Genomic DNA, 16,767 nt, shown 5'->3' with positions numbered 1-16,767 from the left:
GAAAGTTGCCGATGAAACGCCGTACCGTCCTGCAAGCCGCCGCTGCTGCCCTGGCCGTCCCTACGCTGGCGCGTGCCGCCGATGCGAAGGAGCTGCGCCTCGACTACGCCTACTACTCGCCGTCCAGCCTGGTGCTGCGCCGCTTCGGCTGGCTCGAGGAAGACTTCAGGCGCGACGGCGTCAACGTCAAATGGGTGCTGAGTGCCGGCAGCAACCGCGCGCTGGAGTACCTGAACAGCAACAGCATCGACATCGGCTCGAGCGCCGGCCTGGCCGCGCTGCTCGCGAAGGCCAACGGCAACCCGATCCGCACGCCGTACATCTTCTCGCGCCCGGAATGGACCGCGCTGGTCGTGCCCAAGGGCTCGCCGATCAAGTCGCTGGCCGACCTGAAGGGGAGGAAGGTCGCGGCCACCAAGGGCACCGACCCGTACCTGTTCCTGCTGCGCGCGCTGCACAGCGTGGGGTTGAAGCGCAGCGACATCGAGCATGTCGCGCTGCAGCATGCCGACGGCCGCACCGCGCTCGAGCAGGGCCGCGTCGACGCCTGGGCCGGGCTGGATCCGCTGATGGCGGCCAGCGAGCTGGATGCAGGATCGACGCTGCTGTACCGCAACGTCGCGTTCAACACCTACGGCTTCCTGAATGTGCGCGAGGACGTGCTCGCGCAGCGCCCGGACGACGTGAAGCGCGTGATCGCGGCCTACGAGCGTGCGCGGCTGTGGATCCTCGCGAACCAGAGCGAGGCCGCGAAGATCCTGTCCGAAGAGGCCAAGGTCAGCCTGCAGGTCGCGCTGCTGCAGATCAAGCTGCGCACGGATCTCAGCAACCCGCAGCCGTCGGCCGAGCATGTGAAGGCCTTGCAGGCGGCCGCGCCGATCCTGCTCGACGAGCAGCTGGTCAAGCCGGGCACCGACCTCGCGCGCACGATCACGGAGCTGGTCGACACCCGCTTCGCGACCGGCGTGATCCAGCGTGCCGCCTGAACTGACGCTGACGGCTGCGCCTGCAGCATCGACGGCACCGCGCCTGCGCAGCAAGCGCCGCTGGCGCGTGCCGGTGGGCATCGTGCTGCCCGCCGTGGTGCTGGGCGCGATCGAGCTGGCGGCCTGGCTCGGCTGGTCCGGCAGCCGCGCGCTGCCGCCACCGAGCGAGGTGCTGCGCACGCTGATCGGCCTGGGCGGCCAGACGCTCGGGCTGCATCTGCTGGCCAGCACCGGCCGCGTCGCCGCGGGCTTCGCGCTCGGCAGCGGGCTCGCGCTCGCGGCCGGCTCGGCGGTCGGGCTGTCGCAGCGCGTCTCGGCCTGGCTCGATCCTTCCGTGCAGGGCCTGCGCGCGATCCCGTCGCTCGCCTGGGTGCCGTTGCTGCTGCTGTGGCTGGGCATCGACGAGACGCCGAAGATCGTGCTGATCGCGATCGGCGCGTTCTTTCCGGTCTACCTGGGCGTGGCCTCGGGCTTCCGCGGCGTCGACCGCAAGCTGGTCGAGGTCGGCCGGCTGTTCGGCTTCTCACGCCTGGCGCTGGTGCGGCGCGTGCTGCTGCCGGCCGCGTTGCCGTCGGTGCTGACCGGGCTGCGCAACGGCCTCGGCCTCGCGTGGATGTTCATGGTGGCCGCCGAGCTGATCGCCGCGAGCAGCGGCCTCGGCTACCTGCTGACCGACGGCCGCGAGACCGGCCGCGCCGACATCGTGCTCGCCGCGATCGCGCTGCTGGCGCTGCTGGGCAAGCTGAGCGACGGCGCGATGCGCGCGCTGGAGCGCCGGCTGCTGGCGTGGCGCGATGCGTTCGAGCCGGGCCCTTGATGTTTCCTGTCGTCCCTGACCTCCAAAGACCATGAGCCTCCATCGCCGTACCCTGCTGTTGTCCGCCCTCCTCGTCGCCGTCGCCGGCCCGGCCGCCGCGCAGGAGACGATCAAGATCGCCGTCACCGCCGGCCCGCATGCGCAGATCGCCGAGGTGGCGAAGAAGGTCGCCGAGCGCGACGGCCTGAAGCTGCAGATCGTCGAGTTCAACGACTACATCCAGCCCAATGCCGCGCTCGATGCCGGCGACGTGCAAGCCAACAGCTACCAGCACCTGCCGTTCCTGCAGTCGCAGATCCAGGCGCGCGGCTACAGGATCAGCGCGGTCGGCTACACGGTGACCTTCCCGATGGGCTTCTATTCGAAGCGCTACAAGTCGCTGGCCGACCTGCCGGCCGGCGCGAAGGTCGGCATCCAGAACGATCCGTCGAACAGCGGGCGCGCGCTCGCGCTGCTGCAGAAGTACGGCGTGATCAAGCTGAAGCCGGCCGCCGGCATCAGCGCGACGGTGCAGGACGTGGTCGAGAACCCGAAGAAGATCCAGATCGTGCAGGTCGAGGCGGCGCAGCTGCCGCGCTCGCTCGACGACCTGGACGCGAGCGCGATCAACACCAACTACGCGGTGCAGGCGAAGCTGGTGCCCACGCGCGATGCGATCGCGATCGAGGACCCGAAGAACCCGTACGCCAACCTGCTGGCGGTGCGCACCGAGGACAAGGACAAGCCCTGGGTCGCGAAGCTGGTGAAGGCCTTCCAGTCGCCGGAGGTGAAGCAGCTGGTCGAGTCGACCTTCAGCGGATCGATGGTGCCGGCCTTCTGAGGGTGGGGCCGGGGGGCTGACTTCGGGGCCGCACAGTGATACTGTGCGGGCGCGTCCGTTGGAGGCCCGCCATGCCAGATACCACCGACACGATAGCCCTCGCTCCCTACGATGCCCGCTGGCCTGCGCTGTTCAAGGCGGAGCAGCAGGCGATCCGCGCCGCGCTCGGGCCGGACATCGAGGTCTGCATCGTGCACATCGGCAGCACCGCGGTGCCGGACCTGCCGGCCAAGCCGATCATCGACATCCTGCTGATCGCCCCGGTGGCGGCGCAGTGGTCGTCGTTCATCGCGCCGCTCGAGGGCCTGGACTACGTGTTCTGGCCCGACAACCCGCGGCGCGACCGCATGTTCTTCGTGAAGGGCATGCCGCCGTACGGCACCGGCCGCACCCACCATGTGCACGTGCGCATGCCGGCCGATGCGCAGGCCGAGTTGCGGTTCCGCGACCAGCTGCGCGCCCACCCCGAGCTGGCGGCGCAGTACCTGGACGTGAAGCGGGCGCTTGCCGCGCGCTACCGCGACGACCGCGAGGCCTACACCGAGGGCAAGTCGCGCTTCATCCGCGAGCTGCTGGCCGCCGCCTGCGTCGACGGCGCATGAAATGGCTGCGCGGGGTACACGCCGGGCGTGAGATCTTCGGGCAGCTGGACGGCGAAGAGATCGTCGTCCATGCCGGCGGCCTGTTCGCCTCCCCTTCCCCCACCGGTGAGCGGCTGCCGCTGGCCGGCCTCGAGTGGCTGACGCCGTGCCGGCCGTCGAAGATGATCGCGCTGTGGAACAACTTCGCCGCGGCGGCCGAGAAGAACGGCTGGTCGCGGCCGGCCGAGCCGCTGTACTTCCTGAAGGCACCGAGCAGCTTCGCCGCGCACGGCCAAACGATTGCGGTACCGAGCCCGGACGTCGGCCGCGTGGCCTACGAGGGCGAACTGGCGATCGTGATCGGCCGCCGCGCGAAGGCGGTGCCGCTCGAGCAGGCCGCGTCGCACATCTTCGGCTACAGCTGCGCCAACGACGTGACCGCGATGGAGCTGATCGCGCGCGACCCGAGCTTTGCGCAGTGGGCGCGCGCGAAGAGCTTCGATGGCTTCGGCGTGTTCGGCCCGGTGATCGAGACCGAGTTCGACCCGGCTGCGGCGACGCTGCGCACGACAGTGGGCGGCCGCGAGCGCCAGAACTACGCGCTGAACGACATGTTCTTCACGCCGGCCGAGCTGGTCTCGCGGCTGTCGCACGACATGACGCTGGAGCCCGGCGACGTGATCCTGTGCGGCACCTCGCTCGGCGTGCTGCCGATGAAGCCCGGCACGGCCGTCGAGGTCACGATAGCCGGCATCGGCACGCTGGCGAACGTCTACGGGGCCGGCTGAATCGGCTGAGCGGGCTGCAGCGCCTTCTTCATGAAGTAGCGCGCATACCCGGGCGGGTAGCCGTCGATCTGGCCGAAGCAGGCGTAGCCCAGCTTCTCGTAGAAGCCGCGCGCCTGGAACTCGAAGGTGTCGAGCCAGGCGCCGACGCAGCCGCGCTCGATGGCTTCCGCTTCGGCGCGCTGCATGATCTGCGTGCCCAGGCCCTGGCCGCGTGCATCGGCCGGCACCACCAGCAACTGGATGAACAGCCACTGGAAGCCGGTGTAGCCCCAGGCGCCGCCGGCGACGTTGCCTTGCGCGTCGTGCACCAGCACCGCGAGCGGCCGGTTGCCGCTGGCGCCGGCCTGCGACAGGTTGTACTCGACGAGCGGCGCGAGGATCGCCTGGCGCAGCGCTTCATCGGCGGTGTCGGTGAGGGTCAATGAGTAGGGCGTCGGCATCGGGGGCTCAGAGCATCTTGCGGTAGATCAGGAAGCCGGAGTTCGTCGCGACCCGGTCGTACAGCGTCCTCGCGGTCGTGTTGGTCTCGTGCGTCATCCAGTAGACGCGGTTGGAGCCGCCCGCCGCGGCGCGCTCGTACACACCTTCGATCAGCGCGCGGCCGACGCCGCGCCCGCGTGCAGCGGCCGTCGTGAACAGGTCCTGCAGGTAGCAGGTCGGCCCGAGCAGCGTCGTGCTGCGGTGGAACAGGTAGTGCGTGAGGCCCAGCAGCTCGCTGCCGCGCGCGGCCACCAGCGCGTGCACCGGCTCGTAGGCATCGAAGAAGCGCGACCAGGTGGCCTGCGTGATCTCGTCGGGCAGCGCGGTCGGGCCCTCGCGGCCGTAGAACGCGTTGTAGCCGTCCCAGAGCGGCTTCCAGGCGGCGAAGTCGTCGCGCGCGACGGGGCGGATCGTGAAGTCGGGTTTCATGGCGGCAGGGTCCGGGTCAGTCGGCGGACGCGGCGCGATGCTTGCGCACCAGCCGCACGAGGGTGTTCCAGGCGCGCGTCGTCAGCGGCGAGCCCAGCCGCTTCTCGAGGAAGGCGTTCGGGCTGCCGGGCGAGGCGCCGAACTTGCGGCTCAGGCTCAGCACCTCGGCGGGCGTCACCGCGATCAGCTCGACATCGCCGCGCGCGGACGCGAGCGGCAGCGTCGGCGGCACCACCTCGGGCGAATGCAGGAAGGAGACGCAGAACTCGTAGACGCTCGCACGGTCGATGCCGGCGAACGGGTCGGTGTCGACCAGCGCTTCGAGGTAGTCGACGGTGCGCACGAAGGCGGGCTCCTTCAGGCCGCATCGCGTGTTCAGCAATGCATATGCGCGGTCGAACACCTCCCGTGCTTGATCGGTCGACGAAGCTGTGTAGACCAGCGTGCCGTTGGTCAGAAACGAGGCGGCGCTGACGGCACCCGCGTCCAGGAAGGCGGCTTCCAGCTGCAGCTTCGTCGGGCAGTTGGTCCGCCCGAGGTTGAGGTTGCGGAAGAAGACGGCGAAGTCCATGCCGTCGTCAAGGCGTGCGGTCGACGTCGACCTCGTCCCAGTAGCCCATCACCGATGAGCGCCGGTAGCCCTCGCCCATCAGCCTGACGCTGACGCGGCCGGTCTCGGTGTGCACCGCCACGTCATGCGGGTTCGAGGTGCCCAGCACCAGGTAGCGGCACGGCGCCTCGGTGTGGTTGAAGATCGCGTGGCCCGCCTTCTGGCCGGCCGGAAAGCACACGTAGTCGCCGGCTGTCATCAGGTAGCGCTTGTCGCCCAGCGTCAGCGTGAGGCTGCCCTCGATCAGGTAGAGGTGCTCTTCCTCGAGCAGGTGGTAGTGCGCCTGGTTGGCCTGGCGGCCCGGCGGCAGCTCTTCCATCGAGACGCTCACCTGCGTGCCGCCACCGAACGAGCTGAGGTGCCGGTAGCGCATGCCGAAGCGCTCGCCGCGCAGGAACTCCTCCATCGGCACGCGGCTGATCGGGAACGGCTCGAAGATGCCGTCGGCGTTGACCGAGGTGGGCTTGTCGGCGGCCGGTGAACTCATCGCCGCACGCCTACTTGACCCGGTCGCCGTAGGTCACCGCGGTGACCTTGCCGGCCTCGAGCCGCAGCGTCGTGATGAACTGCCCGTAGCCGGGGTTGTAGGTCCACTCGTCGATCTTCTCGCACGGCAGCACGACGGCGGTACCGGGCGCGCTGGCGGCGACCGACTGCGGATCGACCGGCTTGCAGAACGAATCGCGGGCGATGGGTTCGCCGCATTTCTGCAGCACGCCGGAGCGCGGTTCGCCGACACCGATGGTGGCGGAACTGCAGCGCAGCGATTGGGCACCGGCCGAAGCGGACAGGCCCAGCAGCACGGCCGCTGCGCACAACGCAAAGGGAAATTTCATGAGGGTTCCTTGTGATTTCTCAGGCGGGCGAGAGCGCGAGTTTGCCTGCGTGCTGCGACAGCGTCTGCGCCAGCAGCCCGGTCACCGCGTACACCGCCTCGATGTTCGGCGCCGGCGTCTGCGTGATCTGCGCGAGCTCGACCACCGAGCCCACCAGCGCCTGCAGCTCCAGCGCGCGGCCGTGCTCCACGTCCTGCAGCATCGAGGTCTTGTGCGCGCCAACCGCCTCGGCGCCGGCGATGCGCTTGTCCAGCGAGATCTTGAACTCCACGCCGAGCTTCTCGCCGATCGCCTGCGCCTCGGTCATCATCCGCGCCGCGAGTTCGCGCGTGGCCGGGAAGCGGCAGATGTCCTGCAGCGTCGCATGCGTCAGCGCGCTGATCGGGTTGAAGCTCAGGTTGCCCCACAGCTTGACCCAGATCTCGCCGCGGATGTCCTTGGACACCGGCGACTTGAAGCCGGCCCGCATCATCGCCTGCGACAGCGCCTCGATGCGCTCGCTGCGCGAGCCGTCCAGCTCGCCCAGCGTGAAGCGGTTGCCCTCGATCACGCGCACCACGCCCGGCTCGACCAGCTCCGAGGCCGGGTAGACGATGCCGCCGATCACGCGCTCGGGCTCGATGTGCGCGCCGATCACGCCGCCGGGGTCGACGCTCTCGAGCGAGCGCCCCTCGTACGGCCCGGCCAGCTTGTGGAAGTACCACCACGGCAGCCCGTTGATCATCGTGACGACCAGCGTGTGCGGGCCGAACAGCTCGCGCAGCTCGGGCAGCACGTCCTTCACCTGGTGTGCCTTCAGCGTCAGCAGCACCACGTCCTGCGGGCCGGCCTCGGCCATGCGCTGCACCGCCCGCAGGTTGCGCGCGACCTGCTCGCGGCCGTCTTCCTCGATCAGCTTGAAGCCGTTCGCGTTGATGGCCGCCAGGTTGCGGTTGCGGGCGATGAAGGTGACCTCTTCGCCCGCCAGCGCCAGCCGGGCCCCCAGGTAGCCGCCGATGGCACCGGCGCCGACGATCGCGAATTTCAAGGGATTTCTCCGACAGCGTGGGTTTCGCGCGAGCGCAACCACCTGCGCCCGCTTTGCGCCGCCGGCCACAGCAGGATCACCAGCGCCAGCGCCGTGATCCCACCCACCAGCGGGTTCGACCAGAAGATCGAGAGTTTGCCCTGAGATGCAAGCATCGACTGCCGGAAGCTCGCCTCGGCCATGTCGCCCAGCACCAGCGCCAGCACCATCGGCGCCAGCGGGTAGCGCAGCTTCTTGAAGACGTAGCCGACGACGCCGAACACCAGCATCATCACCACGTCGAACATCGCGCTGTGCACCGTGTACGCGCCGATCGCGCAGATCACGATGATCACCGGCGCGATCACCGAGAACGGGATGCGCAGGATCGCCGCCCACCACGGCACCGTCGTCAGCACCACGATCAGGCCGACCAGGTTGCCGAGGTACATCGAGGCGATCAGCCCCCAGACGAAATCCTTCTGCTCGACGAACAGCATCGGCCCCGGCTGCAGCCCCCAGATCAGCAGGCCGCCCAGCAGCACGGCCGCGGTCGGCGAGCCGGGGATGCCCAGCGTCAGCATCGGCAGCAGCGCCGAGGTGCCGGCCGCGTGCGCCGCGGTCTCGGGCGCGATCACGCCCTGGATCTGCCCCTTGCCGAAGCTCTGCGGGTCGTCGGACATGCGGCGCGCCATGCCGTAGCTCATGAACGAGGCCGGCGTCGCGCCGCCCGGCGTGATGCCCATCCAGCAGCCGATCGCCGTCGAGCGCAGGAAGGTCTTCCAGTGCCTGAGCAGCTCACCCCAGGTCTGCCACACCACCTTGAAGTTGATCTTCGCGCTCTTGCCCTTGAAGGCCAGGCCCTCCTCCATCGTCAGCAGGATCTCGCCGATGCCGAACAGCCCGATCACCGCGATCAGGAAGTCGAAGCCCTTCAGCAGCTCGGGCACGCCGAAGGTCATGCGCAGCTGGCCGGTCACGCTGTCCATGCCGACGGCGGCGAGCGCGAAGCCGAGCATCATCGACGCGATGGTCTTGGCCGGCGGCTCCTTGCTGGTGCCGACGAAGCTGCAGAACGTGAGCAGCTGCACCGCGAAGAACTCCGGCGGGCCGAACTTCACCGCGAACTTCGCGAGCAGCGGCGCGAGGAAGGTGATCAGCACCACCGCGAACAGCGCGCCGACGAACGACGAGGTGAAAGCCGCCGTCAGCGCCTGCGCCGCGCGGCCCTGCTGCGCCATCGGGTAGCCGTCGAAGGTGGTGGCCACCGACCACGGCTCGCCGGGGATGTTGAACAGGATCGACGTGATCGCCCCGCCGAACAGCGCTCCCCAGTAGATGCACGACAGCATGATGATGGCCGACGTGGGGTTCATCGAGAACGTGAGCGGCAGCAGGATCGCGACGCCGTTGGCGCCGCCCAGCCCCGGCAGCACGCCGATCAGCACGCCCAGCGTGAGGCCGATCAGCATGAAGCCGAGGTTGGGCAGCGTGAGGGCCACGCCGAAGCCGTGCATCAGGTTGGTGATTTCTTCCATGCGCTTCTCTCCCTGTGGGTTCTTGTGTGCGCGGGCGGAGGAACTTCTACAGCCCTGACTAAAGACCGAACAGACGCTCGATCGGCCCCTTCGGCAGCGGCACCAGGAACCATTTCTCGAACACCGCGAACAGCAGCAGCGGCACGCCGACCGACACCGCCGCGGTGAGCGGCCAGCGGTAGTGCCCGTGGCGGCGCATGAAGTAGCCGATCAGCAGCGTCGATGCGAGGTAGATGCCGAGCCCCCAGATCAGCGCGACGTACACCACCATCGGCAGCAGCACCGCGACCACCATGCGCAGCTGCGCGCGCTCGGCGAACGCCGGGTCGGGCTGCTTGCGGCGGCGGAACTCGCCGAACAGGATGCTGCCCGCCGCCGCGAGCAGCAGCAGCCCGATGTAGAACGGGAAGTAGCCGGCGCGCGGGCCGTCGTCGGCCCAGCCGATGCCCACGCGCAGGCTGTCGACGATCACCACCAGCGCGATCGCGGCCAGTACGCCGGCCATGCCGACCTCCGGCCACCGCTTGCCGACCGTTGCGGAATCAGGTTCGCTCATGCATCACCTCGTTGTGGGACGGGCCTATTGCGCGAGGAAGCCGGCCTGCTTCATCAACTCGCGGTGCATCTGCTCGTTCTTCCCGAGCCAGTCGACGAACTYCGGGCCGCTCATGAAGGTCTGCTTGAACGCACCCTTGTCCATGAAGTCCTTCCACTCCGGCAGCGCGCGCACCTTCTTGAACAGTTCGATGTAGAACGCCACCTGCTCCGGCGTCGCGCCCGGCGGCATGAAGATGCCGCGCAGCATCAGGTAGTCGACCGGCACGCCGGCCGACGCACACGTGGGGATGTCGTTCCAGCTCTGCGTCGGCGTCAGCTTGGCGGTGTACGGCAGCTTGTCCTTGTCCATCACGCACAGCGCGCGCAGCTTGCCGGCGCGCCAGTGCGACTCGGCCTCGATCGGGTTGTTGACCGTCGAGTCGACGTGCTTGCCCACCAGCTGCACCGCGACGTCGCCGCCGCCCTTGTACGGGATGTAGGTGAGCTTCTTGCCGACCGCCTTCTCGAGCATCGCGGTGATGATCTGGTCTTCCTGCTTCGAGCCGGTGCCGCCCATCTTGAAGCTGTTGGCCGGCTGCGCCTTGATCGCGTCGATGTACTCCTTCGCGGTCTTGTACGGCGACTCGGCGTTGACCCACAGCACGAACTCGTCCTGCGCGAGCATCGCCACCGGCGTCAGGTCGCGCCAGTTGAACGGCACGCCGGTGGCGAGCGGCGTCGTGTACAGGTTCGACAGCGTGATGACGATCTTGTGCGCATCGCCCTTCGCGCCCTTCACGTCGAGGAAGCCCTCGGCGCCCGCGCCGCCCGCCTTGTTGACGACGATGATCGGCTGCTTCATCAGGTTGTTCTTCGCGACCACGCCCTGGATGAAGCGGGCCATCTGGTCGGCCCCGCCGCCGGTGCCGGCCGGCACGACGAACTCCACCGGCTTGGCGGGCTCCCAGGCCTGTGCCGCCCCGCCCCCGCCCATCGCACACAGCGCCATCGCGGCCGCCGCCCACTGCTTGAACTGCTGGTACTTCAAGATCGCTCCTTGTGGTTGTCACACTGGGGGAATCGCCCCCCGGGGTCCGTCGGTGTCGTTCTTGTGGGTGCGGCCGCCAACGTCCTCACGGACGCCGACCGCGGGCGACCGGCAGGGTTCGCCCGGGAAGAAAACGGTATCAGCCGAGGCCGAGCTTCTGCGCGAGGCCGATGCGCTGCAGCTTGCCGGTGGCGCCCTTCGGGATCTCGTCCATGAAGAGGATCTTCTTCGGCACCTTGTAGTCGGCGGCCCGCGTCGCGACGAAGGCCTGCAGCTCGCGCTCGGTGGCCGGCTGGCCCTCGCGCAGCACGACGACCGCGGCGACCTCTTCGCCGAGCTTCGGGTGCGGCATGCCGAAGCACACCACCTGCGCGACGGCCGGGTGGTCCATCAGGATCTCGTCGACCTCGCGCGGGCTGACCTTCTCGCCGCCGCGATTGATGATTTCCTTGAGGCGCCCGGTCAGGCTGATGTAGCCGTCGGCGTCCATCGTGCCCTGGTCGCCGGTGCGGAACCAGCCGTTCGTGAAGCCCTCGGCATTGGCCTTCGGGTTGTTCTCGTAGCCGCGCGTCACGTTGGCGCCGCGGATCACGATCTCGCCGATGCCGCCGGCCGGCAGCAGGTTGCCGTCCTCGGCCATGATGGCCACCTCGGGCCCGGCCGCGAGGCCGACCGCGCCCGGCTTGCGCGCCTTCGGCGGCAGCGGGTTCGACGCCATCTGGTGCGTGGCTTCGGTCATGCCGTAGGCCTCGATCAGCGGCGCGCCGAACACCTCCTCGAGCTCGCGGATCACCTGCGGCGGCATCGACGACGACGACGAGCGCAGGAAGCGCAGCGGGTGGCGCTGGATCACGTCGGCGTTCTTGCCGGCGCGCGACAGGATGGCCTGGTGCATGGTCGGCACCGCGGTGTACCAGGTGGGCCTGGCCTCCTCCATCCAGCCGAAGAACTTCAGCGCATTGAAGCCCGGCGTGCAGAACACCTGCGAGCCGGCCGACAGCGGCGCGAGCACGCCGGCGATCAGGCCGTGGATGTGGAACAGCGGCATGATGTTCAGCCCGCGGTCGGCGGGGGTGAACGCGAGCGTGCTGCGGATGTTGGTGGCCGAGGCGCACAGGTTGCGCTGCGACAGCGGCACGATCTTCGGGCGCGAGGTGGTGCCGGAGGTGTGCAGCACCATCGAGACGTCGTCGGGCTCGGCCCWGGTGGCTTGCGCGGCCGATGCGGCGATGGCGCCATCGCGCGGCTCCAGCACGAAGCTGCCGGCGCCGGCGCCTTCGGGCACCACCAGGTCGATCACGCGCACGCCGAGCTTCGCGGCCACGTCGATCGCCGGCGAGGCGCTGCCGCGCTCGACGACCAGCGCCTTCGCGTTCAGGTCGGACAGGTAGAACTCGAACTCGTCGGCGCGGTAGGCCGGGTTCAGCGGCGCGCTGGTCACGCCGCAGGCGCAGGCGACGAAGCAGGTCGCCATCTCGGGGCCGTTGTTCAGCACGATCGCCACGCGGTCGTTGCGGGCGATGCCCAGGCCGTTGAGCCGGGCGAGCGTCTCGGCGATCAGCCGGCGCAGTTCGCGGTAGCGCAGCGGGGGGCGGTCGGGGGCGGAGATGGCGATGTCGTCATCGGCGCCATGGGCAAGCAGATCCTTCAAGCTGTGGGACATCGGTGCCTCGCAAGATGGGAACGAGGCAGCGCGTCGACGACGCACGCCCCCCAACGTGGTGTGTTTCTACTTGTTGTCGGGGGCGAGTGTGCCGCACGAACCCGGCGACTGGCAAGAACGGGGGATCCCCGATCACGCACCGGATCACGCCCAGCGAGCGTGCTCGGGCCGCCAGGCCGCGTTGGCGAGGCTGCCGGAAGCGGCCACTTGCGTGGGCGGCCACAGCAGGTCGTGAAGCAGCGCGATGACCTGCGGCAACGGGGGCGCGCCCAGGCGCGCCTTGCCGAGGAACGCAGCCCACTGCCTGCGCTTGGCGTCGTCGTCCGCGAAGAAGGCCGTCAGCGCGAGCGGGGGCTCGGCGGGCAGCGGGGTCCGGCGCCGGGCGAACGTCGCGCCGATGGCACGTGCGAGCGTGGCGCCGTCCAATGTCGACCGGTGGGCGATGACGGACAGGTCGAAGAAGTCCTTCATGCGGCTGTTGGCGATGCCGAGCGAGACCATCGCGTGGTACTTCTCCGCGATCACGGTATAGACCGGATAGGCCTGCAGCCGGGGCGCGGCCAGGTCGGCCAGCAGCACGGGAAAGGTCACCGACTCGGCGGCCGGCGTGACGGCGTCGCCGAACCCGACGTCGACATGCAGTGCACAGCGTGCGTTGCCGATGCGGGCTTCGAGCCGCACCCGCCAGCCGCCATAGGTCGTGTCTTCGCGGATGGACTCCACGCGGACCGAGTCGGGCGCGAACGTGATGCCATCGCCGAGGTCGATGCCGGCGATGCTGCGGAAGGTGTCCGTCAGGTGGTCCGGGCCGTCGGGGCCGAAACCGAGGAGATCGGCGTCTCGCGTCGGCCGGTGCGGCGTGTCGTACCAGAGCGTGAACAGCAGCGCTCCTTTCAGCAGGAATCGCTCGGCATGCTCCGACACGCTGATGCGGCAGAGCAGGCGCTCCAGCGCGAAGCGGTTCAGCAGCAGGTTGTAGTCTTCGCCGGACTGCTTGGCGAGGTTCAACAGCCGGGCCAGTACCGACGCCGCGCTCGCGTCGCTCATGCCACCAGCGCTTCCAGGTACGGCCGCATCACCGTCTCGACGCGGTTGATGCGCGCGAAATGGGTGACTTCGTCCATGCCGAGCCGGCGCGATCGCCAGGCATCGCGCAGGGCCTCGAGCGCGACGTCCAGCCCGATCTTGTGGCGGAACTTGAAGCAGTCGGTGACCGTTTTCGCGATGCCGTAGACCCGGATCGGCGAACCCTGTTCGACCGCCGTCTCGATGCCGGCCGTGCCGGCATCGCCGCGCAGCCGCACGATGCGCAGCGGCGGGTAGTCAATGGCCGGTGTCTGCGTGCCTTCAGGCAGTGCGATCCAGACCTCGTGCGGAAGCTGCGTGCCGATGCCGTGGAACTGCAGCGCCGACAGCAGGCACACCACCGCCTTCGGCACGCGGTGGCAGACCTCGATCAGCGTCTGGTGCTCGGTGGGTTGCGCATCCGGCAGGCTGTAGAGCCCGCGGGCCGCCCGTTGCAGCTTGCCGGCCTGATGAAGCTTGAGCAGCAGTTGCGGCGACCAGCCCCGGGCGCGAACGTCGGCGGCCTTCAGCAGGCGCTGCCGCCGCGCAAGTTCGAGGATCTGGTCGGCCTGGGTGGATGCCATCGGCGGAGTTTAGTTTCCGCATGACTTGTCGGCAAGTCATGCGTCCAACAAACCCCTGCCGCCTACCTCTCAAGGCTTGTTCGGCTGCGGCGTCAACCGCAGGTACGGCGTCACCGCCGTGTAGCCCTTCGGGAACTTCTTCTTGATGACCTCCGGATCCTGCAGCGACGGCACGATCACGACGTCGTCGCCGTCCTTCCAGTTGCCCGGCGTCGCGACGCTGTGCGAATCGGTCAGCTGCAGCGAGTCGATCACGCGCAGGATCTCGTCGAAGTTGCGGCCGGTGCTCGCCGGGTAGGTGATCGTCAGGCGGATCTTCTTCGCTGGGTCGATCACGAACAGCGAGCGCACGGTGGCGGTGGTGCTGGCGTTCGGGTGGATCAGGTCGTACAGCTCGGCCACCTTGCGGTCGGCGTCGGCCAGGATCGGGAAGTTGACCCGCGTCTTCTGCGTCGTGTTGATGTCCTGGATCCACTTCGTGTGCGAGTCGACCGGGTCGACGCTCAGCGCGATCGCCTTCACGTTGCGCTTCGTGAACTCGTCCTTCAGCTTGGCGGTCAGGCCGAGCTCGGTGGTGCACACCGGCGTGAAATCGGCCGGGTGCGAGAACAGCACGCCCCAGCTGTCGCCCAGCCACTTGTGGAAGCTGATCGGGCCGTCGGAGGATTGCTGTTCGAAGTCGGGGGCGATGTCGCCCAGTCGCAAGCTCATGGTGGTCTCCTGGTGATGGATGAATGACAGGTCGAATGGCCGGTCAGACGGCGAACGAGAACTCGTGCAGGTCGGCGCGCTCCGGCCGGCGCGATTGCTCGACACGGTGGATCAGGAACTCGGTCAGCTTCTTCGCCGCCGGCAACGGGCCGAAGCCCGCCTCGGCATTGATGTGGCCGGCGTCGCCCAGGTTCACGAAGCCGCTGCCCCAGGCCTGGGCGAACGATTCTGCTCTTGGTGCGCTCATCCACGGATCGGTGTCGCTCGCGAGCAGCGTGGCCGGTACGCGCAGGCGCTGGCGCAGCGGCAGGTCGTCGAGCGCGAAGCGGCCCGGGTCGGCCGGCGCCACCAGCAGCGCGCCGCGCACGCCGTGGGCGGTGCGGCCGCAGGTCGACAGCACGTGCTGCGCGAGCRCCAGGCAGCCGAAGCTGTGCGCCACCGCGACCCACGGCCCGGCCGGCTCGGCGGCCAGCGTCTCGCCGATGCGGATGGCCCAGGCCTCGAGGTCGGCGCTGTCCCAGTCGTCCTGCTCGACGCGCACCGCGCGGCGAAAGTGACCCTGCAGCCAGCTCTGCCAGTGCGCCGGACCGCTGCCGCGCAAGCCGGGAATCACCAGCACGCGCACCGGACTGCCGTGGAATGCCATCGCGCCGTCTCCTTCGGACGCTGCGTCAGAGCGTCGCGATCGACACCTCGGTGGACTTGACCAGCGCGATCACGTCCTTGCCGACGGCCAGCTTCAGCTCCTTCACCGAACGCGTCGTGATGACCGACGTGACGATCAGGCCGGACGGCGTCTCGACGTCGATCTCGGAGACGACCGGGCCTTCGATGATTTCCTTGACCTTGCCGCGGAACTGGTTGCGCACGTTGATGGCGGTGATGCTCATGAATGACCTCGGGGTGAGAGTGAGCATCGATGATGGGCACGCGGCGCGGCCGTCGCAACGAATGAAACCGGATCAGGTCATGCGGATAGCGAATTTGAAATGAAAGACGCCTTCCCCCGCGAAGGGAGAAGGCGCTGAAGGATCCAGCTACGCCCGCGGATCCGGCTTTGCCGGTCCGCCAGGCGGCGCCCCTTGGGGGCAGGAGCGCAGCGACTGGGGGGCCCTGTCTACTTCCAGTCGGCCGACTGCAGCAGCGGGTCGACCGGCAGGCCGAAGCTGTTGCCGACCTTCTGGCCCACCGTGCCCGGGGCCGCCAATGCGGCGCTGCCGCACGAGCCGCTGGCCGGCTTGATGATGGCCCACAGCATCGCGCCGTCACGCGGGTTGCGGTTCGACGCCGTGCTGTTCAGCACCGCCGTCGTGTAGCGCTGCACCGAGTACGGCAGGTTCAGCGTGGCGCCGTACTGGTCCTGCAGGTTGCGCGAGCCTTCGCACTGCGCGTCGCCGTCGTTGATGACCAGCTGGCCGCCCGCCCAGCCTTCCGGCGCCGGCTCGAAGCCGATCGACACGATGGTCGACGACGGGTAGAGGCTGCGGTACTGGTTGTACGCGACCACGCCGTCGAAGTGCTCGTAGCGGGCGTCGTAGCTCATCACGTTGACGAGGTCGAGCATCGCCGCCGTCGCCGGATACTTCAGCACCACGCCGCGTTCGCGGCCGGCGTTGCCGCCCCAGTACGACAGCTTGCCGGCACAGCGCGAGTCGGCCGTCGTGCCCGAGGTGCAATCGGCGCCGCTCGACCAGCCGGCCAGCGTCAGCACGCGGCCGCCGCCTGCCAGGTCGACCGCCTTGCGAAGCGCCTTGATGGCGTTGGCGTAGCGGTCCACGTCGCCGTCGACCTCGTAGTCGACGTCCAGGCCGTCGAAGCCCATCTCGGTCTGGATCTTCGCGAGGGCGTTGATGATCGGGCCGCCGCCGGCCGCGCCTTCCGCCGCGATCGGACCCCAGTTGTTGTAGGTCGCGCCACCCACGGCCAGGATGATCTTCTGGTTGCGCTTGTGCAGCACGTCGATCGCGGCCTTGATGTCACGCGGCGTCGCGTTGAAGTTGATGCCGGTGCCCGAGAAGCTGTTCGTCGCGATGCCGGCCCACGAGAAGTTGGGGTCGGCGAACGAGGCCATCACGTGCGTGTAGGTCGCCGGCACGCGCGCCAGCTTGCTGGCGTTGTAGACCTCGGCCGGGCTCTTGCCGGTGGCGTCGAACCAGTTGTCGCTCCAGCTCGGGTAGTAGCCGACGTAGACGCGCTTGCTCTGGTTGGCCGAGAGCGCGCCGGCCGGCAGGTCGCCCGCGGGAGCGGGAGCCGGGGCCGGCGCCGGTG

21 protein-coding genes are annotated in these 16,767 nt (G+C 69.0%); 5 read left to right on the top strand and 16 right to left on the bottom strand.

The features are described 5' to 3' along the window. The first annotated feature begins 11 nt into the window (after window positions 1-11). The 5 genes from AC1D1T_RS02135 (at window position 12) to AC1D1T_RS02115 (ending at window position 3,992) form a co-directional block, all read left to right on the top strand. Window positions 12-986 carry an aliphatic sulfonate ABC transporter substrate-binding protein gene (locus AC1D1T_RS02135; protein ID WP_477991307.1) on the top strand — a complete coding sequence of 325 codons (975 nt, stop codon included), beginning with the start codon at window positions 12-14 and terminating at the stop codon, window positions 984-986. Continuing rightward, window positions 976-1,803, top strand: coding sequence for an ABC transporter permease (locus tag AC1D1T_RS02130; protein WP_477824612.1), 828 nt, complete (start codon window positions 976-978; stop codon window positions 1,801-1,803). Before AC1D1T_RS02135 ends, AC1D1T_RS02130 begins: the two co-directional genes overlap by 11 nt. A 31-nt stretch (window positions 1,804-1,834) precedes the next feature. After that, window positions 1,835-2,623, top strand: coding sequence for a MetQ/NlpA family ABC transporter substrate-binding protein (locus tag AC1D1T_RS02125; protein WP_477824611.1), 789 nt, complete (start codon window positions 1,835-1,837; stop codon window positions 2,621-2,623). Between the two features lie 71 nt (window positions 2,624-2,694). Continuing rightward, window positions 2,695-3,225, top strand: coding sequence for a GrpB family protein (locus AC1D1T_RS02120; RefSeq protein ID WP_477838353.1), 531 nt, complete (start codon window positions 2,695-2,697; stop codon window positions 3,223-3,225). Further along, a complete protein-coding gene (locus AC1D1T_RS02115) occupies window positions 3,222-3,992 on the top strand; it encodes a fumarylacetoacetate hydrolase family protein (RefSeq protein ID WP_477824609.1) in 771 nt (256 codons plus the stop codon). Before AC1D1T_RS02120 ends, AC1D1T_RS02115 begins: the two co-directional genes overlap by 4 nt. On the opposite strand, the gene AC1D1T_RS02110 is transcribed toward AC1D1T_RS02115, so the two are convergent. The 16 genes from AC1D1T_RS02110 to AC1D1T_RS02035 all read right to left on the bottom strand — a co-directional run. Beyond that, window positions 3,977-4,432, bottom strand: coding sequence for a GNAT family N-acetyltransferase (locus AC1D1T_RS02110; protein ID WP_477824608.1), 456 nt, complete (start codon window positions 4,430-4,432; stop codon window positions 3,977-3,979). The genes AC1D1T_RS02115 and AC1D1T_RS02110 overlap by 16 nt on opposite strands. Before the next feature lie 7 nt (window positions 4,433-4,439). Then, window positions 4,440-4,901, bottom strand: a complete 462-nt coding sequence (locus AC1D1T_RS02105; protein WP_477824607.1) for a GNAT family N-acetyltransferase — start codon at window positions 4,899-4,901, stop codon at window positions 4,440-4,442. A gap of 16 nt (window positions 4,902-4,917) precedes the next feature. Beyond that, window positions 4,918-5,472 (bottom strand): DUF1697 domain-containing protein, encoded by a 555-nt coding sequence (locus AC1D1T_RS02100; protein ID WP_477824606.1) that lies wholly within the window; start codon window positions 5,470-5,472, stop codon window positions 4,918-4,920. 7 nt (window positions 5,473-5,479) lie between these two features. After that, window positions 5,480-5,998, bottom strand: a complete 519-nt coding sequence (locus AC1D1T_RS02095) for a cupin domain-containing protein (RefSeq protein ID WP_477824605.1) — start codon at window positions 5,996-5,998, stop codon at window positions 5,480-5,482. A 10-nt stretch (window positions 5,999-6,008) separates the two neighbouring features. Continuing rightward, the gene (locus AC1D1T_RS02090; RefSeq protein ID WP_465110135.1) at window positions 6,009-6,347 is read right to left on the bottom strand and encodes a DUF2845 domain-containing protein; all 339 of its coding nucleotides are present in this window, start codon (window positions 6,345-6,347) and stop codon (window positions 6,009-6,011) included. A 19-nt stretch (window positions 6,348-6,366) separates the two neighbouring features. Further along, window positions 6,367-7,374 carry a 2-dehydropantoate 2-reductase gene (locus AC1D1T_RS02085; protein ID WP_477824603.1) on the bottom strand — a complete coding sequence of 336 codons (1,008 nt, stop codon included), beginning with the start codon at window positions 7,372-7,374 and terminating at the stop codon, window positions 6,367-6,369. After that, entirely contained in the window at window positions 7,371-8,891 is a 1,521-nt protein-coding gene (locus AC1D1T_RS02080) for a tripartite tricarboxylate transporter permease (protein ID WP_477824602.1), read from the bottom strand. The genes AC1D1T_RS02085 and AC1D1T_RS02080 overlap by 4 nt, the downstream gene beginning before the upstream one ends. 58 nt (window positions 8,892-8,949) lie before the next feature. Next, a complete protein-coding gene (locus AC1D1T_RS02075; RefSeq protein ID WP_047503878.1) occupies window positions 8,950-9,447 on the bottom strand; it encodes a tripartite tricarboxylate transporter TctB family protein in 498 nt (165 codons plus the stop codon). Between the two features lie 24 nt (window positions 9,448-9,471). After that, the gene (locus AC1D1T_RS02070; RefSeq protein ID WP_477991324.1) at window positions 9,472-10,437 is read right to left on the bottom strand and encodes a Bug family tripartite tricarboxylate transporter substrate binding protein; all 966 of its coding nucleotides are present in this window, start codon (window positions 10,435-10,437) and stop codon (window positions 9,472-9,474) included. Window positions 10,438-10,615: 178 nt separating this feature from the next. Continuing rightward, window positions 10,616-12,139: an acyl--CoA ligase gene (locus AC1D1T_RS02065; protein WP_477838359.1), complete on the bottom strand. Its 1,524-nt coding sequence runs from the start codon at window positions 12,137-12,139 to the stop codon at window positions 10,616-10,618. Between the two features lie 144 nt (window positions 12,140-12,283). Further along, window positions 12,284-13,186, bottom strand: coding sequence for a nucleotidyl transferase AbiEii/AbiGii toxin family protein (locus AC1D1T_RS02060; RefSeq protein ID WP_477824601.1), 903 nt, complete (start codon window positions 13,184-13,186; stop codon window positions 12,284-12,286). Further along, window positions 13,183-13,788, bottom strand: coding sequence for a type IV toxin-antitoxin system AbiEi family antitoxin domain-containing protein (locus AC1D1T_RS02055; RefSeq protein WP_477824600.1), 606 nt, complete (start codon window positions 13,786-13,788; stop codon window positions 13,183-13,185). The genes AC1D1T_RS02060 and AC1D1T_RS02055 overlap by 4 nt, the downstream gene beginning before the upstream one ends. Before the next feature lie 69 nt (window positions 13,789-13,857). Continuing rightward, window positions 13,858-14,499 (bottom strand): peroxiredoxin, encoded by a 642-nt coding sequence (locus tag AC1D1T_RS02050; protein WP_465110139.1) that lies wholly within the window; start codon window positions 14,497-14,499, stop codon window positions 13,858-13,860. A 43-nt stretch (window positions 14,500-14,542) separates the two neighbouring features. Continuing rightward, window positions 14,543-15,145 (bottom strand): RBBP9/YdeN family alpha/beta hydrolase, encoded by a 603-nt coding sequence (locus AC1D1T_RS02045; protein WP_477991304.1) that lies wholly within the window; start codon window positions 15,143-15,145, stop codon window positions 14,543-14,545. 25 nt (window positions 15,146-15,170) lie between these two features. Then, on the bottom strand, window positions 15,171-15,389 hold the full coding sequence (locus AC1D1T_RS02040) for a TOBE domain-containing protein (RefSeq protein WP_047503889.1): 219 nt from the start codon (window positions 15,387-15,389) through the stop codon (window positions 15,171-15,173). Between the two features lie 227 nt (window positions 15,390-15,616). Continuing rightward, the coding region (locus AC1D1T_RS02035; protein WP_477991302.1) for a glycosyl hydrolase family 18 protein at window positions 15,617-16,767 on the bottom strand (1,151 nt) is incomplete at its 5' end.

It is taken from the genome of Rhizobacter sp. P2_H3 (assembly GCF_056403355.1).
This window is presented reverse-complemented; position numbering and strand designations above follow the sequence as displayed.

Coding starts and splice junctions, on each gene's coding strand:
- AC1D1T_RS02080 (WP_477824602.1), bottom strand. CDS start 8,891: ATGGAAGAAATCACCAACCTGATGCACGGCTTCGGCGTGGCCCTCACG.
- AC1D1T_RS02115 (WP_477824609.1), top strand. CDS start 3,222: ATGAAATGGCTGCGCGGGGTACACGCCGGGCGTGAGATCTTCGGGCAG.
- AC1D1T_RS02095 (WP_477824605.1), bottom strand. CDS start 5,998: ATGAGTTCACCGGCCGCCGACAAGCCCACCTCGGTCAACGCCGACGGC.
- AC1D1T_RS02055 (WP_477824600.1), bottom strand. CDS start 13,788: ATGGCATCCACCCAGGCCGACCAGATCCTCGAACTTGCGCGGCGGCAG.
- AC1D1T_RS02135 (WP_477991307.1), top strand. CDS start 12: ATGAAACGCCGTACCGTCCTGCAAGCCGCCGCTGCTGCCCTGGCCGTC.
- AC1D1T_RS02105 (WP_477824607.1), bottom strand. CDS start 4,901: ATGAAACCCGACTTCACGATCCGCCCCGTCGCGCGCGACGACTTCGCC.
- AC1D1T_RS02075 (WP_047503878.1), bottom strand. CDS start 9,447: ATGAGCGAACCTGATTCCGCAACGGTCGGCAAGCGGTGGCCGGAGGTC.
- AC1D1T_RS02060 (WP_477824601.1), bottom strand. CDS start 13,186: ATGAGCGACGCGAGCGCGGCGTCGGTACTGGCCCGGCTGTTGAACCTC.
- AC1D1T_RS02050 (WP_465110139.1), bottom strand. CDS start 14,499: ATGAGCTTGCGACTGGGCGACATCGCCCCCGACTTCGAACAGCAATCC.
- AC1D1T_RS02090 (WP_465110135.1), bottom strand. CDS start 6,347: ATGAAATTTCCCTTTGCGTTGTGCGCAGCGGCCGTGCTGCTGGGCCTG.
- AC1D1T_RS02040 (WP_047503889.1), bottom strand. CDS start 15,389: ATGAGCATCACCGCCATCAACGTGCGCAACCAGTTCCGCGGCAAGGTC.
- AC1D1T_RS02110 (WP_477824608.1), bottom strand. CDS start 4,432: ATGCCGACGCCCTACTCATTGACCCTCACCGACACCGCCGATGAAGCG.
- AC1D1T_RS02120 (WP_477838353.1), top strand. CDS start 2,695: ATGCCAGATACCACCGACACGATAGCCCTCGCTCCCTACGATGCCCGC.
- AC1D1T_RS02100 (WP_477824606.1), bottom strand. CDS start 5,472: ATGGACTTCGCCGTCTTCTTCCGCAACCTCAACCTCGGGCGGACCAAC.
- AC1D1T_RS02125 (WP_477824611.1), top strand. CDS start 1,835: ATGAGCCTCCATCGCCGTACCCTGCTGTTGTCCGCCCTCCTCGTCGCC.